The 15,736-nt window shown below is 58.1% G+C and carries 14 protein-coding genes; 11 read left to right on the top strand and 3 right to left on the bottom strand.

From position 1 onward, the window contains the following. Positions 1-66: 66 nt before the first annotated feature. Together BJ928_RS35055 and BJ928_RS35050 are read right to left on the bottom strand one after the other, a co-directional pair. Positions 67-1,953, bottom strand: a complete 1,887-nt coding sequence (locus BJ928_RS35055; protein ID WP_047636199.1) for a sugar phosphate isomerase/epimerase and 4-hydroxyphenylpyruvate domain-containing protein — start codon at positions 1,951-1,953, stop codon at positions 67-69. Between the two features lie 84 nt (positions 1,954-2,037). Next, complete coding sequence (locus BJ928_RS35050) at positions 2,038-3,384, bottom strand: MFS transporter (RefSeq protein ID WP_047636200.1); 1,347 nt, start codon at positions 3,382-3,384, stop codon at positions 2,038-2,040. Positions 3,385-3,924: 540 nt separating this feature from the next. Between BJ928_RS35050 and BJ928_RS35045 the strand changes: the two genes are divergently transcribed. After that, a complete protein-coding gene (locus BJ928_RS35045) occupies positions 3,925-5,343 on the top strand; it encodes a M20 family metallopeptidase (protein WP_047636227.1) in 1,419 nt (472 codons plus the stop codon). A 102-nt stretch (positions 5,344-5,445) separates the two neighbouring features. Here BJ928_RS35045 and BJ928_RS35040 read toward each other — a convergent pair whose 3' ends face one another. Further along, on the bottom strand, positions 5,446-5,931 hold the full coding sequence (locus BJ928_RS35040) for an Lrp/AsnC family transcriptional regulator (protein ID WP_047636201.1): 486 nt from the start codon (positions 5,929-5,931) through the stop codon (positions 5,446-5,448). 172 nt (positions 5,932-6,103) lie between these two features. Between BJ928_RS35040 and BJ928_RS35035 the strand changes: the two genes are divergently transcribed. From BJ928_RS35035 to BJ928_RS34985, 10 genes are all read left to right on the top strand, one after another. Beyond that, complete coding sequence (locus tag BJ928_RS35035) at positions 6,104-6,883, top strand: ATP-binding cassette domain-containing protein (RefSeq protein WP_047636202.1); 780 nt, start codon at positions 6,104-6,106, stop codon at positions 6,881-6,883. 43 nt (positions 6,884-6,926) lie between these two features. Then, on the top strand, positions 6,927-7,700 hold the full coding sequence (locus tag BJ928_RS35030) for a transporter substrate-binding domain-containing protein (protein WP_047636203.1): 774 nt from the start codon (positions 6,927-6,929) through the stop codon (positions 7,698-7,700). A 12-nt stretch (positions 7,701-7,712) separates the two neighbouring features. Then, positions 7,713-8,438, top strand: a complete 726-nt coding sequence (locus tag BJ928_RS35025) for an ABC transporter permease subunit (protein WP_047636204.1) — start codon at positions 7,713-7,715, stop codon at positions 8,436-8,438. Positions 8,439-8,449: 11 nt separating this feature from the next. After that, positions 8,450-9,139, top strand: a complete 690-nt coding sequence (locus BJ928_RS35020; protein WP_047636205.1) for an ABC transporter permease — start codon at positions 8,450-8,452, stop codon at positions 9,137-9,139. 63 nt (positions 9,140-9,202) lie between these two features. Continuing rightward, a complete protein-coding gene (locus BJ928_RS35015; protein ID WP_047636206.1) occupies positions 9,203-10,123 on the top strand; it encodes a homocysteine S-methyltransferase family protein in 921 nt (306 codons plus the stop codon). Between the two features lie 194 nt (positions 10,124-10,317). Beyond that, positions 10,318-11,343, top strand: coding sequence for an ABC transporter substrate-binding protein (locus BJ928_RS35010; protein WP_047636207.1), 1,026 nt, complete (start codon positions 10,318-10,320; stop codon positions 11,341-11,343). Further along, positions 11,340-12,380, top strand: a complete 1,041-nt coding sequence (locus tag BJ928_RS35005; RefSeq protein WP_047636208.1) for an iron chelate uptake ABC transporter family permease subunit — start codon at positions 11,340-11,342, stop codon at positions 12,378-12,380. The genes BJ928_RS35010 and BJ928_RS35005 overlap by 4 nt, the downstream gene beginning before the upstream one ends. Continuing rightward, a complete protein-coding gene (locus BJ928_RS35000; protein WP_047636209.1) occupies positions 12,377-13,138 on the top strand; it encodes an ABC transporter ATP-binding protein in 762 nt (253 codons plus the stop codon). Before BJ928_RS35005 ends, BJ928_RS35000 begins: the two co-directional genes overlap by 4 nt. Positions 13,139-14,310: 1,172 nt before the next feature. Next, positions 14,311-14,793, top strand: a complete 483-nt coding sequence (hisE, locus tag BJ928_RS34990) for a phosphoribosyl-ATP diphosphatase (RefSeq protein ID WP_183079500.1) — start codon at positions 14,311-14,313, stop codon at positions 14,791-14,793. 2 nt (positions 14,794-14,795) lie between these two features. Continuing rightward, positions 14,796-15,212 (top strand): DUF2493 domain-containing protein, encoded by a 417-nt coding sequence (locus BJ928_RS34985; RefSeq protein ID WP_063769482.1) that lies wholly within the window; start codon positions 14,796-14,798, stop codon positions 15,210-15,212. Positions 15,213-15,736: the final 524 nt, after the last annotated feature.

Raw genomic sequence — 15,736 nt, 5'->3', positions numbered from 1 at the left:
GGGTCTGTCCGTACCCAATATTGAAGATCAAAGCTTTAACACAGGCTTCACGCCAATGGGGAGGGCCTAAAGTTTCGGCAGGCCAATCGGCCTAAGATGCCGTCGCAGCGCCGCTATGCGAAAGATGGCGTTGGACGCACCATAGCCGCGATAGCCGCTGCGCTGGACAATTTCAAAGAAGAAGCCTTCCCCGTAGGTCGGGCTGTAAAGCTGGAAATATTCGCCATGGTCGTCGCGATCATAAAGAATGTTGTGCGCCTTCAGGCGATCCGTGAATGCTGGCTCAAGGCCGAATCTCGCCTCCAGATCGTCGTAATAGTTGGGTGAGATCATCAAAGTGGCGAAGCCGTTCGCCGACAAGGCGGACGCAGCCGCAAAGATGTCATCGGTCGCAAAGGCCAAGTGCTGAATGCCGGAGCCGAAAGTCTCGGCGATGAAATGCCCGGCCAGGGTATTGCGGTTTTCCGCACCGTTCAGCGTTATACGCAAGCTGCCGCTTTCGCTTTCAACGACCTGGCTGCGAACGACACCGGCGGGATCGATAATGTCGACCATCGGCGTCTTATGCGTGTTCAAGATCGACGTGTAGAAGAGTAGCCAGGTCAGCAACTCCTCATATCTCATCGTCTGCGCGACGTGATCTATGCCCGTCAGTGCGACGAGCTGCAGATCTGCATCGTCGTTGACCGGATCGAATTCTATCTCCCATATGCGTGCGAGCGCGCTCTTATGATCTAGGAAATACAGAATGCCGCCGCCAACGCCCCTGACACCAGGCATTTCGATCTCGCCGGGATTGAGCGCTTGCTCAAAGCGTTCAGCCCCGAGCGCCACGGCCCGCGCAACCGCCGCTTCGGCATCATCCACCCATAATCCCATCGCATAGGCCGATTGCCCATGCAAAGCATAGGCGGCAGCCGCAAACCCATCCGGATCGGTATTAACGACGAGATTGATGTCACCTTGCCGGAAGACATCGACACGCTTGCTCTTATGACGCCAGACATGGCGAAAGCCCAAGGACCGCAACCGATCGGAAAGAACGGATGTTTCCGCCTCGTCGACGGAAAATTCGACGAAGGCAATACCGTCCACTTCTGCGCGGGCAGGCATAGGCGGTAAGGTAAGGCTGCTGCTTTCCGCGCGACGCACCTGATCGCCGAGATAAATGAGTGAACGCCTGCCATCGACGGCAATCGCGGTCGGCGAGCCGCCACGAAACTGGTCGTTGAAAATCTCCAGCGACAGATAGCCGTCGTAACCGGTCGCCGCCACGGCCTTCATGAATTCGAGCATGGGAAGATCGCCCTCCCCCGGCATGTTGCGGAAATGGCGGCTCCAATAGAGGAGGTCCATGTCGATCAACGGAGCATCTGCAAGCTGGATGATGAAGATCTTCTCTTTCGGGATAGACCGGATCGAATTGACGTCGATCTTGCGCGAAAGCGTATGAAAGCTGTCGAGAATGAGGCCGATATTCGGGTGATCGGCACGGCGGACGATTTCCCAGGCGTCGCGATGATCGTGAATGTGTCGTCCCCAGGCAAGCGCCTCATAGCCCACACGCAGGCCGCGCCGGGCCGCTCTTTCGCCGAGCTCGAAGAAATCGGCCGCGGCACGGTCGATCCCGCCCATCGCCACGGCCGAAACATTCGAACAAACGAGAACGAGATCGGTCCCCATCTCCTGCATCAGGTCGAACTTGCGTTCGGCGCGATCGAAGGTCCGACCGCGCAAGGGTTCAGGCATGCCTTCGAAGTCCCGGAAGGGCTGAAAGAGCGTGATCTCCAGCCCATGATCCCTGACCATCCGACCCACCTGACGCGGCGATTCATCAAAGGCGAGGAAATCATTCTCGAAGATCTCGACGCCATCGAAGCCTGCATTGGCGATGGCCTGAAGCTTTTCCTTGAGGTCGCCGCTGATCGAAACAGTCGCAATCGAGGCTTTCATCGTTTTATCCCATCCACTTGGCGATTTTCAACAAACTCATCCGCGATCACGACATGTTATCGACATCAAGATCAGACGCGACAGCTAGACCGTCCGATCAGCGTGGCGAACAGACGCCGCCAAGCGTCGCTCATCCCTGCCGAGTCGATCGATCGGCGTCTGGTATGTCTCCGTTGCGGTTGCCGCAGAAACTGCAGCAATCAGGGCTGTGATCGAGGTAAACACGGCAACCGGCACCCATCCCATAGGGCCGGTGCCCATCACGGCCGCACTGATCGTCGGTGCGAAACCACCCAGCGCAAAGCCGATCTGGGTGCCTACCGCCATGCCGGACAGGCGCACGCGGGTATCGAACATTTCCGCATAGAGTGCCGGCCAGATGCCGTTCGATGCGCTGTAGACCACGCCCGAGAGCAGAATGCCGAGGACGAAGACGAGCAAGAGGTTATTCTGGCTGATGGCCCAGATATAGGGCCAGATCAGCACGGCGCAGCCGATGGCGCCGAAGATGAACACAGGCTTGCGGCCGATGCGATCCGCAAGGATCGCCCATGCCGGGATGGCGCCGAGCGCCACGATATTGGCAAGCACCAGAACGGTCAGCATCGTCGAGCGATCGATGTGCATGGTGTTGACGGCATAGGACAGCGTGAAAACGCTGAAGATCGTGCTGACAACCGAAATCAACGCTGCAAAGATGATGCGCAGGACATCGGCCCAGTAATTGGTGAGAAGCGAGACGAGCGGCAGTTTTGCCACCTCGCCCTTCTTTGTCTCCTCCAGGAAAGCCGGTGTCTCGGCGAGCGTGCGGCGAACCCAGAACCCGACAATGACAACCACAAAGCTCAGAAAGAACGGAATGCGCCAGCCCCACGACATCAACGCGGCTTCATCGAGCTTTCCAAGCGGGATGAAGACCAATGTTGCGAGGATCAGCCCCGCCTGCGTCCCGCTCAATGTGAAGCTGGTAAAAAAGGCGCGCCGATTTTCAGGCGCATGCTCCAGCGTCATCGAGCTAGCTCCGGCCTGCTCGCCGGCCGCCGAGATGCCCTGCAGCAATCGCGCCAGAACCAGGAGGATCGGCGCCAGAATGCCGGCCTGATCATAGGTCGGCAGGCAACCGATGATGAAGGTCGAAAATCCCATGAGAAGCAGCGTGAAGGTCAGCACCTTCTTGCGGCCGAACTTGTCGCCGACATGGCCGAGAACGACGGCGCCCAGCGGCCGCATGATATAGGCAACGCCAAAGGTCGCGAAGGAGGCGATCGCCGCCGTTTGCGGGTCTTCCGCCGAAAAGAAGATTTTTGGGAAAATGAGCGCCGCCGCCGTGCCGTATACGAAGAAATCATAATACTCGACGGCACTTCCCAACCAGCTCGCAAGAGCCGCGCGCTTGGGTGTCTTATGTTCGATTTGTGTTTTCATGGTCATTCCTCCCCAGAGCATTCGAATGTCAAAGGAGTGCCGAAACCAGATGCGTCCGGCCTCCGCCTGCACCCGCTTACAAGGCATCCGTGATCATCCCGACAGTCATCGATGCCGCACGATGCAGCACCCGTCACTCCTCACTGTCAATAATGTACGAACTAGTTCGTTTTGTAAAGCGCCACCGACTTGCCTTCACGCGATGCATTGTTGCGAGCACCCGAAACAATGTGTGCGGCCCCGCTTGTCTCAACGCCCCTCGATGACGTGAAGAACTCGCGATTGGGCGATGCGCATCTCCGCAGACTGCGTCGCGGCTTGCTCGATATTGACGGCGTCTGGCAAGGTAAACCCGATCGGTCGAGAAAGCCGGCATCTCGCAACCAGGGGGCCTTTGCCACGGAAGCATTCTCACCACCCGCCCGGAGCCAGCGGCTCAAAACGATTGCATGTCGAAAATCTCGCGAGCATAAGATGCTACGCGAACTGTACCTTCGTGATGCCAGGCAATCCGGAGGACTGACAAAATCGGAGCTGCAAATGAGTGTGAATGACCGTCAGGAGCTTTGGTCGAAAATCGATGGAGCCAAACAGCGGCTCATCGAATTGAGTGATCGCGTTTGGGGGATGCCGGAGGTTTGCTATACCGAGCTGCGTTCCGCCGCGGAACACAAGGCCGAGCTCCTGCATCAAGGCTTTCGCGTGAAAGAAGGCTTGGCCGGAATTCCAACATCCCTCGTCGGAGAAATTGGCGAGAGCGGGCCTGTCATTGCATTCCTCGGAGAATATGATGCGTTGCCTGGCCTCAGCCAGGAGGCGGGAATTGCCGAGCACAAGCCTGTCGAGGCAGGTGGACACGGTCATGGTTGCGGTCATAACCTGCTCGGTTCCGGCGCCATGCTCGCAGCGGTCGGGTTGGCCGCCTTCTTGAAGGAAAAAGGTATTACGGCCCGCGTGCGCTACTATGGATGCCCGGCGGAGGAAGGCGGCGCGGCCAAGGCCTTCATGGTGCGCGAGGGCGCTTTCGATGATGTCGATGTGGCTATCTCCTGGCATCCATACAGCTTCTGGGAGGTGGCGCCACCATTGTCATTGGCCAATACGCGCGCCGATTTCATCTTTAAAGGGCGGGCCTCACATGCAGCAGCCACCCCGCATCTGGGTCGTAGCGCATTGGATGCCGTCGAACTGATGAGCGTCGGCGTGAACTACATGCGCGAACATATGCCTTCCGATGCCCGCGTTCATTCGGCCATACTGGACGCTGGCGGCATCGCTCCCAACGTAGTCCAGGCCAATGCGCGCGTCCGCTACTCGATACGCGCGATGGAACTGCAGGACATGCTCGAGTTGGTTCAACGGGTCCACAAGATTGCCCAGGGAGCCGCCCTGATGACCGAGACCAGCGTCGAGATGAAGATCGTCAGCGCAGTCTCCAACACCTTGGGCAACAAACCGCTCGAACAGGCTCTTTACAATGCGATGGACGAACTGGGTGTACCGTCTTTCGACGACGGAGACCGGGCATTTGCGAGGAAAATTCAGGACACATTGTCCGATGCCGATATCGCGGCTGTATATCGGGCTATCGGAATGCCGGCAACTGACGAGCCGCTCGCGACCTTCCTGACGCCGCAAGACACGAACCGCAAGCCATTGATCGGATCGACGGACATTGGTGATGTCAGCTGGGTCGTCCCGACGGTTCAGGTTCACGCGCCGACGGTTGCGATCGGTACGCCGTTTCATACGTGGCAGGTGGTGACTCAGGGCAAGATGCCGGCCGCGCATAAAGCGATGGTGCATGCCGCAAAGGCAATGGCGGCAACGGGACTTGCTGCGATAACCGATCCAATACTGATGGAAAGTGCAAAAGCCGCCTTGTCCGAACAGACAGCCCGCACCCCCTATGTCAGCCCGTTGAACGCGGATGTAATGCCACCCCTGGACATGTCCAAGGGATAGCGCCCTTTCGCTTTCGCCCATAGGAATGGCAGACGGGCGCGACGTGCCCGTCAATTATTTCTCTACTTATCATTAGCATGAGCGCGATCCGCGACAGGCGCCTTACCGACTCCTATCGTTCCCGTCTGCCAGCGGCACGAATAGTCCAAGCTTGACGTCGCGCAGCACCACATTCGTATGCATGCGCCGGATCTGTGGATTCTCGGCCATGATCACGGCGGCGATGTCATCGTAATGTTCGACATCCCGCGCGGTTACGATCGCAATGAGGTCGACTGCGCCCGTGACATAATAGACCTGCTGGACATGATCCTGCTTTTCCGCCCAAACGCGAAACTTGGCAAGCGCATCGTAATTGTCGCGTTCGATCTCCATGCCGACGATGAATACCATCGGCGTCCCGCTCGCCTTGCGGTCGATGACCGCAATTTCCGCCTTGATGATGCCATCCTCGCGCAGCCGTTTCACGCGCCGCTGCACGGCGGAGGTCGAAAGGCCGACCTCCTCGGCGATGGCTTCGGCCGTGAGTTGGCAATTGCGCTGGACGATATCGAGAATATCGCGATCAAAACGATCCAGGTTTTCCATTCCCACTCCTTCGACCGGCCGGTGAAATCACCTGACGACATCTCCTTTCTATCACAAAAGAGGCGTATGGAATATATTTTTGCATCTTTTGTGCAAAATGATCTGAAATTGCGCGCAAATTCGGCTCACCTTCGCGATATTCTCCGCAAATTGTTTTTCATCGGAATTATATATGACAGCGCTGTCCTCCCAGGCGCTTTGTGTGGAAGATCTCCACAAGAGCTTTGGGTCACATCAGGTCCTCAAGGGCGTTTCAACCACCGCCAATCAAGGGGACGTGATTTCCATCATCGGCTCGTCCGGCTCCGGGAAAAGCACGTTTCTGCGGTGCATAAACCTGCTCGAGATGCCTGATCGCGGCCGCATCGTCGTCAATGGCGAGGAAGTCGCCCTGAGGCGGGGACGTCATGGACAGATGCAGCCGAAAAGCTGGCGGCAGATCGAGCGCATCCGCAGCGGGCTGGGCATGGTATTCCAGAGCTTCAATCTCTGGGCCCACATGACCGTCCTCGAAAACATCATCGAGGCCCCGGTGCATGTCTTGGGCATTCCCCGTCACGAGGCGATCGAGAAGGCTGAGGCACTTCTCAACAAAGTCGGGCTCTACGACAAGCGAGACATCTATCCGGCCTTTCTCTCCGGTGGTCAGCAGCAAAGAGCAGCGATCGCTCGCGCACTTTGCATCGACCCCGCCGTGATGCTCTTCGACGAGCCGACATCGGCACTTGATCCCGAGCTGGTCGGCGAAGTCCTCAAGGTCATCCGTGACCTCGCCGAGGAGGGCCGAACCATGCTGCTGGTCACGCATGAGATGCGCTTTGCCCGCGATGTCTCGAACCACGTCCTTTTCCTGCATCAGGGAGGCATCGAGGAGGAAGGGCCGCCCGCGCAGGTCTTCGACGCCCCGCTCAGCGCCCGCTGCCGCGAATTCACCGGCCTGCTGCCGGCCTGATCCATACCCACTCGTAGACAATACCGTTAGGAGAATCCCTTACATGAGACTTATGTCCACCTTGCTTGCCGGACTTGCCCTTACGCTCTCCTCCATGACAGCCCATGCGGAAATTCGCTTCGGCATCATGAATGAATCCTATCCGCCATTCTTTGCCAAGGACGCTTCCGGCAAATGGCAGGGCTGGGAAATCGACATGATGAACGCTGTCTGTGATGAGATGAAGGAGAAGTGCTCGATCGTTGAGCTTTCCTGGGATGGCCTTATCCCGGCTCTCCAGAGCAAGAAGTTCGATGTCATCTGGTCATCGATGTCGAATACCGCCGAGCGCTCGAAGGTCATCGATTTCACCGACAAATATTACAACACGCCCAGCACGCTGATCGGTCCGAAGGACCAGAGGCCAGGCGCAACCGCAGACGACGTCAAGGGCAAGACCATCGGCATTCAGGTGTCGACCATCCAGTCGGAATATTACAAGAAATACTTTGCCAAGGTCGCGGAAGAAAAGACCTACCAGACGCTCGACGAAGCATTTCAGGATCTTGCCGCCGGTCGCATCGACTATGTCTTTGGCGATTCCCTTGCTCTCGACGCCTTCCTGAAGAGCGATGGCGGCAAGGATTGCTGCGCCAAGATGGGTGACGTAGCCGACGACAAGGAAATCCTCGGAGCCGGCGTTTCCGGCGGCCTTCGCAAGGAAGACACCGCGCTCAAGGCAAAGCTCAACGCCGCGATCGCCGCGGTTCGCGCTAGCGGCAAATACGACGAAATCAGCAAGAAATACTTCGATTTCGACATCTACGGCGCCAAGTAAACGATCGCGGCGATGGCGACTTCCCAACAAGGCATTCTGGACCTGCTCTCCCCCTATCCACCCGGATGGGGTGGCGTGCTCCTGACCGGTGCCGTCTCTACGGTCGCCATCTCCGCCGGCGCGTTTCTGATAGGCCTTCTCCTTGGTACCGGAGGTGCCTTGGGCAAGCTTTCCGACATAAGGCCGCTCCGCCTCCTACTCGAGCTCTATACGACCGCCATTCGCGCCGTTCCCGAGCTGATCCTGATCGTCGGGCTCTATTATGCCGGGATGGATGGCCTCAATCGGCTCCTGGTCATGCTCAATCTGCCCGCCTTCGAATTGAACGGCTTTGCTGTGGCGGTCGCCGTGCTCGGCTTCGTGCAGGGCGCCTATATGACGGAAGTGCTGCGCGGCGCGATCCTTGCGATCCCCGTCGGACAGATCGAGGCGGCAAAGGCCTTCGGCATGGGGCCGCGCCTGCGTTTCCGCCGCATCATCCTGCCTGCCTTGCTGCCGAACGCGCTGCCGGGCCTTGCCAATCTGTGGATGTCGGTCACGAAGGACAGCGCTCTCGTCGCGGTGGTCGGCTATCAGGAACTGGCTCTCGCCACACGTCTCGCCGGTGCGAGCACCAAGCACTACTTCATCTTTTTCCTGGCATCCGCCCTCATCTATCTCACCCTCACCCTCGTCTCGAATGCCCTGTTCAATCTGGTCGAGCGGCGGGTGCGGCGCGGCCAACCGAAGCCCGCGTGAGGAGTGCCGGCATGACCTTCTCATGGATATCATCTTATTGGCCGTTGCTGTTGACGGGAGCCGTGCAGACGCTGTCGCTGCTTGCGATCTCCGTCGTCTTCGGCTTCGTCATCGCAATCGGCCTTGCCTTTTCCCAGGTCAGTGGCGGCCCGCTTCTTCGAACCCTTGCCCGCGGCTACTGCACCTTCTTTCGCGGCACGCCGCTGCTGATACAACTCTGGCTGCTTTACTACGGTGTCGGTTCCCTTCTGCCGATGATCCCGGGAATCCGGCAGAGCCTGTTCTGGCCTGTCCTGCGCGAAGGCTTCTTCTTTGCGGCCGTCAGCTTCACGCTGAATTATGCGGCCTACGAAGCGGAGGTTCTGCGCGGCGCCTTGCTTGCCGTCCCGAAAGGCGAGCTGGAAGCGGGCCGCGCATTCGGCATGCGCCCCCTCACGCTGACCCGGCGCATCTGGCTGCCCCGCGCCATTCGCATCGCATTGCCGACGATCGGCGGCGAAATCGTCATGCAGTTGAAGGCAACGCCGCTCGCCTTCACCGTGACGGTCATGGATCTCTACGCCGTTGCCACCAAAGTTCGCCAGGACACGCTGCTCGTCTACGAACCGCTGATCGTTGTCACCGTTTTCTATCTCATCCTTACAGCCATCATCGCGCGAAGCTTCCGTTTTCTCGAAGCTCAGGTGCCGGTGCGGCGCTAACCCACGGCACGAAGGAGAGAACAAACCTCTCCGCAGATCCGAGCCATTCTGGAGATTCCATTCATGAGCAGACTCTTGATCCTCGATGGCGGCATGAGCCGCGAACTGCTGCGTCTCGGCGCGGAACTGAAGCAGCCGGAATGGTCGGCGCTCGCGCTCGTCAATTCGCCGGAGATCGTCCGGCAGGTCCATGACGAATTCATCGCCGCCGGCTCGGACGTCATCACAACGAACAGCTACGCGCTCGTCCCTTTCCACATTGGCGAGGAGCGTTTCTGGAAAGAAGGAGCCGATCTCATCGCCCTTTCGGGACAGCTGGCGCGCAATGCCGCGGACGCCTGCGGGGATCGAAAGATCTTGGTCGCCGGTTCGCTGCCCCCGATCTTCGGCTCCTATGAGCCGCAGAATTTCGATCCCTCACGAGTACAGGATTATCTCAAGGTCCTGGTCGAAAACCTTGATCCTCACGTCGACGTCTGGCTTGGTGAAACCCTCAGCCTGATCGCGGAGGCAGAGGCGGTTCGCACCGCAGTCGCTGAAACCGGCAAGCCGCTCTGGATCTCCTTCACGCTGGCGGATGATGCCGCACAAAAGAATGGCGCTTCGCCCAGGCTTCGCTCCGGCGAAGCCGTAGAGGATGCGGCGCAATGGGCCGCCTCGTCGGGTGCGAGCGCACTCCTGTTCAACTGCAGTAAGCCGGAAGTCATGCGCGAGGCCGTCAATGCCGCAGCTGACGTTTTCAAGCGCAGCGGCAATAACTTGCAGATCGGCGTCTATGCCAATGCGTTCGAAGGCGAACAAGGCGAGTCGGCCGCCAACGAGGGCCTTCACGCAACCCGAGAGGATCTGAACGACGACGCCTATTCGCGCTTCGCCTGCTCTTGGGTTGACGCTGGCGCGACGATGGTCGGCGGCTGCTGCGGCATCGGCGCCGGACATATTCACCGATTGAAAAGGACGCTTCTACACAGGAGCGGAATGTGACGTGATTCCACGGGCCACGGAATTTCGCACATGATGTTGGCTGAAGAAGTAGCTGCTGCTGCGACTTCTTCACGTCATTTTCAAGTCGTCATATAATATGACTTTATTTCTCTTGTTTTTGACGGACTAGCAAGGCTATACGGCCGCAGACGCTTTAATGCGATGGAATTCACTGAACCACCAGGATATTTTCCGTGACCATATTGAAATCAGTTTTGGCCATTTCAGCTGTTTGCGCAGCACTCGGCTTTGCCACAACGGCTGCCTCTGCCGCTTCGACCAGTTATCCTCTTACCATCGACAATTGCGGCAGTAAGGTCACCTTCCAGAAGGCTCCGGAGCGCGCAATCGGGCTCGGACAGAATAGCGCCGAGATCCTCCTTTTGCTCGGTCTCGAGGACAAGATGGCCGGCACTGCGTTTTGGCCGAGCAAGGTTTTGCCGCAGCTCGCCGAGGCCAACGCCAAGGTCAAGCTGCTGACCGTCGAATTCCCGACCTTTGAATCGGTTCTTTCGCAAAACCCCGACTTCGTCGCTGCCGCACTGCCGAGCCTGATGGGGCCGAGCAGCAAGGTCGCCAAGCGCGAGGACTTTGAAAAGCTCGGCATCCCCACCTATCTGTCGCCGAGCACTTGCCTCAGCACCGCCGTGGTCAAGGACCAGTATGGCAGCCGCTCCCAGCTTTGGAATATGGACCTCCTCTACAAGGAGATCGACGAACTCTCGCAGATCTTCAATGTACCCGATCGCGGCCAGGCCCTGATTGCAGATTTCAAGGCGCGCGAAGCAGCGCTACGCTCAACGGTGTCAAAGGACGGCAAGCAGCTCTCCTATGTCTTCTGGTTTTCCAGCCAGTCACCCTCTTCCGATGCCTATCTCGGCGGCAAGAACAGTGCATCGGGCTTCATCGCCGATCTGCTTGGCGGCCATAATGCGATTACCGCGGAAGCGGAATGGCCGACGCTTGGCTGGGAAAGCATCATCGCGGCCAACCCGGATGTCATCGTCGTTGCCAGCCTCGATCGCAATCGCTGGGAGCTCGACAAACCGGAAGCCAAGATCAAGTTTCTCACCACAGATCCCGCCGTCAGCCAGCTCCCCGCCGTCAAGAATAAGGCCATTGTCGTGATGGACGGACAGGCCATGAACCCGACCATACGGACGATCTATGGCGCCGAACAGGTCGCCCAGCAGCTCAAGGCGCTTGGTCTCGCGAAGTGACCGACACTTATCGACCTCTGAAGCAGCTGGCCGTCATCTGCCTGCTGCTTTTTGCCTCCTTTGCGGCGATCAGTCTGACCATCGGTATCAGCGTCGGTATCGGCGACCTGCCGATACCGCTTTCGACGACCTTCTATGCCATCACCAACAGGCTGGGATGGACTGTAATCGAACTCAACCGCATCCACGAGACGGTGATCTGGGACTATCGCCTAAGCCGGGCATTGGTCGCAGCTTTCTGCGGTGCCGGACTGGCACTCTCGGGAGCAATCATGCAGTCGCTCCTCCGCAACCCGCTTGCCGAACCCTATGTGCTCGGCATTTCGGCTGGCGCGTCGACGGGCGCAGTCGCCGTCGTCATACTTAACATCGGTGCCGGCGCAGTTTCCCTTTCGGCCGGGGCCTTTGCCGGCGCATTTGCAGCCTTTTTCTTCGTCGCTCTGCTTTCAAACGGTACGCGAGGCGGTGCCGATCGCACGATCCTTGCCGGCGTTGCCGCCTCCCAGCTCTTCAACGCAGCGACCTCTTATGTCGTGACGACGTCCGGAAACGCACAGCAGGCGCGGGATGTGATGTTCTGGCTGCTCGGCAGTTTCGGAGGCGTTCGCTGGCCGGAATTCATGCTCGTGGCGGCCATCGTCGGCTTCGGGCTCGCAGCCTGCCTGCTCTATGCACGCGTGCTCGATGCCTTCGCCTTTGGCGATGAGGCCGCCTCGTCTCTCGGCGTCAACGTCGGGCGGGCGCGGATCGGGCTCTTCGCGCTGACCGCGATGATGACGGCAACGATCGTCAGTATGGTCGGTTCGATCGGCTTTGTCGGCCTCGTCGTGCCGCATGCGGCGCGCTTCTTCGTCGGGCCGCTCCATATTCGGCTGTTGCCGGCCTGCGCCATCGTCGGAGCGATTTTCATGGTGCTGGCGGATATCGCTTCGCGCGCCCTCGTCCCCCAGCAGGTTCTGCCGATCGGCGTGGTCACGGCGTTGGTGGGCGTTCCCTTCTTCTCGATCATTCTTTACCGGTTCCAGCGGGCATCATGAGCATCAGGGCCGACGATATAAGCTGGAAAATCGGCGCGAAGATCATACTTGACAGGGTCTCGTTCGAGGTGCCGGCTGGCAAGATGCTAGGCCTGCTCGGGCCCAACGGCTCCGGCAAGACTTCGCTCCTGCGCCTGCTTGCCGGTTTGAAACGGCCGAATTCCGGTCGTGTCACCCTCGAACAGAAAGATCTACAGCGGATACCCCGTCGCTCAATCGCAAGCCGCGTTGCCTTCGTGGAGCAACACGGCACCACCAATGCCAATCTCAGGGTCATCGACGTCGTAAAGCTCGGCCGGTTTCCACATCGATCGATGTTTTCCGGCTGGACGTCAGTGGATGACGCAGCGGTCGAAGACGCCCTAGAACGCACCGGCATGCGGGCGAAACGCAATGATAGATGGCAGAGCCTGTCGGGCGGCGAAAAACAACGCACTCATATCGCGCGCGCCCTGGCGCAGGCGCCGAAGGAACTGATCCTCGATGAGCCCACCAACCATCTCGACATCCAGCACCAGATCAGCCTGATGCGGCTGGTTGCCAGCCTGCCCGTCACCAGCATCATCGCTCTTCACGATCTCAACCATGCCGCGATGTTCTGCGACGAATTGATCATCATGCAGCAAGGCAGGATCGTCGCCTCCGGCACACCGGAAGCGGTTTTGAGCGAGGATCTGCTGCGGAACGTATTTTCCGTTGAGGCCAGGGTCGAAACCTCTCCTTATCACTCCCGACCCCATATTCACTATCTGCGATAACCCGCGCTGGCTTAGCCCAAAATCCGTCAGCCGCTACCCGCAAGACCGGCCGCCATCCTATGGAGGCGCTCGTTCAGGACATGGAGATTAGGCTGAAGCAGCCCCTATTCCGATCACTCAATAAACAAGCCCTTGATGAGATATGGACCGCTGCTTGGTTATCGGGGCGAGACAAGGCCTCATTGTGGAGCTACGTTTTGCTGGGCGAAATAGACAATTCTTCGACGGCAATCATAAGTTACTGCGGGTTAGAGCTGTTAGGCGAGCTATCCTCCTGTATCGCCTTTCCGGCTTCTTGAACCGTTCACATCAGACGCTGCAAGCAAGACGGAAGGCCGACATTGGACGCTTGTCTTATACAAATTAATTCAGAAACTCCATTATCATCCCGTTAGTCCTATCGCCGGCTGCCATCTTCAGACGTTTGAGATCTCTGTGGTCCCGATCGGTGACAAATTCCCGCCTGAGCGTATCAAGCCTTCCCTTCCAGCGAGGCACCCTTATGCAACAATTTTCAATTTTCGCGAGCTTTCTGCACCAGCAACCACGTCCGCGATACTTCAGTATAATTGCAACACACCCACGGGGATATGTATGTTGGCGGCGCACAGCGTAAGTCGTTGCGGCGGCCGCTTGCGGTCTAGTCTGATTGTAGACCAAACCAGGATTGTTAACAGCAAGGGATCAAATGAACCCGCGATCTAGAAACGAACCCTCCGAGGGCGACAGTAGGCGTAACCTGCCTACGATGCATGCTTGGCTGGGTTATCTCGTCGCCTGGGTCGGTTCTGATACCGTAACAGGGCCAGCACGACGCTGCTGAGCTTGTTTGGACAGGCCACCCGGGTTTGAGCAACCGCTTGAACCGAAGGAGGTGGCCGTGGCCGCTCTTCTTACTTCCTATTGGCGAGACGCATCGCCTATTTTCGCCCGTCCTTATCCAAGACTGCTTCGGTTTGCCGGAGATTTGCTGTCGTCTGCCGAAACTTCGCCGGCTTCAAAACTCGAGATGCGCTGGAGCAAGGCGCCGGATGGACGCCTCGTCGCACGTTGGCTGCCAGGCTACTCGATCGCTCAAGAACAGTTCGCGGTCGATTGTCCGACAGATGAGCCAGCGAGTACGACCTGTTGTCATCGTCCGCAGTGACAATCAATCAACAAGGACATGCGTCATGAACGCCATTCTAACATTGCGACCCGCTACCTCGGCAACCCACGCCAGCGCTTGCCCAGCGGCTTCTCCCGTTCCTGCGCTAGATCAACTCTATGACGCCCTGGATCATGTAACATCAAAGCAAAACCCTCGTACCGCCCATCTGATGCAGTCCAGCTTGCGTAAACTATCGCAAAAGGTCGTCGAGGAGGCGGCGGAAGTCGCCCTGGAAGCGGTGAGAAAGCGGACGGATACGACGGTTAGCGAAAGTGTAGATCTTCTCTACCATCTCGTTGTTCTTTGGCATCGCCTGGGAATTCGGCCTGAAGATGTTTGGGCTGAGATGCAGCGACGGAGTGCCGTGACAGGGATCACCGGGAAGCTGCCCAAAAAAGGCGGCGCAATAGCGAGCTGTGATTCAAGAAGCCGAGCCGATTATCGCGGCTTAGGGGAACACGACATCGCATCGAAGACCAATCCAACCCGCTCAGAGAAGAAGTAACCATGCGTCTTTTAGTCTGTGGAGGGCGTCACTATGAGGATGCCGAACTAGTACAGCGGGCGCTTATCGCCTTGCACTGGAGAAGCCCCATCTCGGTTCTCATACATGGCAATATGACCGGAACGGGTATCATCGCCGAAGGATGGGCGCGTCGAGCAGGCGTTCCAGTGGTCCGCTATCCCCCAAATTGGGAACTATACGGCAGTAAGGCCGAGCACCTTCGTAGCCAATTCATGCTGAATGACAGCCGATCGACACTGGTCATGGCTTTTCCCGGAGGCCGCAATACGGCTGACCTCGTCCAGCAAGCTATGAAGGCTAAAATCGCGGTTCTGGAGATCCCCAACCATGACGGCCACCCGCTTCCCGCGTTGCAACAACTCAACGGACTGCTCGGCGCTGCCTACGCGACGGTCTGATCTCCTGGACCTACCGCGCAAGCAGAAACGGGGCATTCAATCGCTGAAGTTTCTCCCATCAAAGGGGAAGACGTCGAATTATCTCGACCGCTCCTCCTCTGCGGTTGGCCGATCCGAGCCATCGGCCTGCAGAACGCATCAAAGCTGGCATTCATGGCTAAGCTCTTGGCGGATATGCACATTGCCCCTGCTCACCGCAGTCAAGCCAATCTGCCTTGAGACCTTGCAAGACAGAACATGCAATTGAGACCGCGATTTCAGCTTGACCGAGGATGGCCAGCATCCTCGCCTAACGAACAATAGGAGCTTCAGATGATGCAAATAAATTCCGCACCGATCACTGTTGCCTGCAAGGCTCCTAAACGCAAAACCAGTCGGCGTCCGAAAAGCATATTCGAAACGTCGCGAGAAGGTAGCCGCTATGTCGAATGTCCGACATCAGCGCCCTTGAGACAGAATTGGTTTAATTGAGAAGAGAGGATTTTCGGCTCATCGTAGCTCTATCAAAGGAAGCGAAGATGAGA

Source organism: Rhizobium sp. WW_1 (genome assembly GCF_003610155.1).
GTDB classification, from domain to species: domain Bacteria; phylum Pseudomonadota; class Alphaproteobacteria; order Rhizobiales; family Rhizobiaceae; genus Rhizobium; species Rhizobium tropici_A.
The sequence above is the reverse complement of the archived record's forward strand: the minus strand, read 5'-3'. Positions and strand labels throughout refer to the sequence as shown.

Excerpts from the sequence above, each read along its gene's own strand:
- BJ928_RS35000 (WP_047636209.1), top strand. The coding sequence starts at position 12,377 with ATGAGCATCAGGGCCGACGATATAAGCTGGAAAATCGGCGCGAAGATC.
- BJ928_RS34985 (WP_063769482.1), top strand. The coding sequence starts at position 14,796 with ATGCGTCTTTTAGTCTGTGGAGGGCGTCACTATGAGGATGCCGAACTA.
- BJ928_RS35055 (WP_047636199.1), bottom strand. The coding sequence starts at position 1,953 with ATGAAAGCCTCGATTGCGACTGTTTCGATCAGCGGCGACCTCAAGGAA.
- BJ928_RS35030 (WP_047636203.1), top strand. The coding sequence starts at position 6,927 with ATGAGACTTATGTCCACCTTGCTTGCCGGACTTGCCCTTACGCTCTCC.
- hisE (WP_183079500.1), top strand. The coding sequence starts at position 14,311 with ATGAACGCCATTCTAACATTGCGACCCGCTACCTCGGCAACCCACGCC.
- BJ928_RS35035 (WP_047636202.1), top strand. The coding sequence starts at position 6,104 with ATGACAGCGCTGTCCTCCCAGGCGCTTTGTGTGGAAGATCTCCACAAG.
- BJ928_RS35020 (WP_047636205.1), top strand. The coding sequence starts at position 8,450 with ATGACCTTCTCATGGATATCATCTTATTGGCCGTTGCTGTTGACGGGA.
- BJ928_RS35015 (WP_047636206.1), top strand. The coding sequence starts at position 9,203 with ATGAGCAGACTCTTGATCCTCGATGGCGGCATGAGCCGCGAACTGCTG.
- BJ928_RS35025 (WP_047636204.1), top strand. The coding sequence starts at position 7,713 with ATGGCGACTTCCCAACAAGGCATTCTGGACCTGCTCTCCCCCTATCCA.
- BJ928_RS35040 (WP_047636201.1), bottom strand. The coding sequence starts at position 5,931 with ATGGAAAACCTGGATCGTTTTGATCGCGATATTCTCGATATCGTCCAG.
- BJ928_RS35050 (WP_047636200.1), bottom strand. The coding sequence starts at position 3,384 with ATGACCATGAAAACACAAATCGAACATAAGACACCCAAGCGCGCGGCT.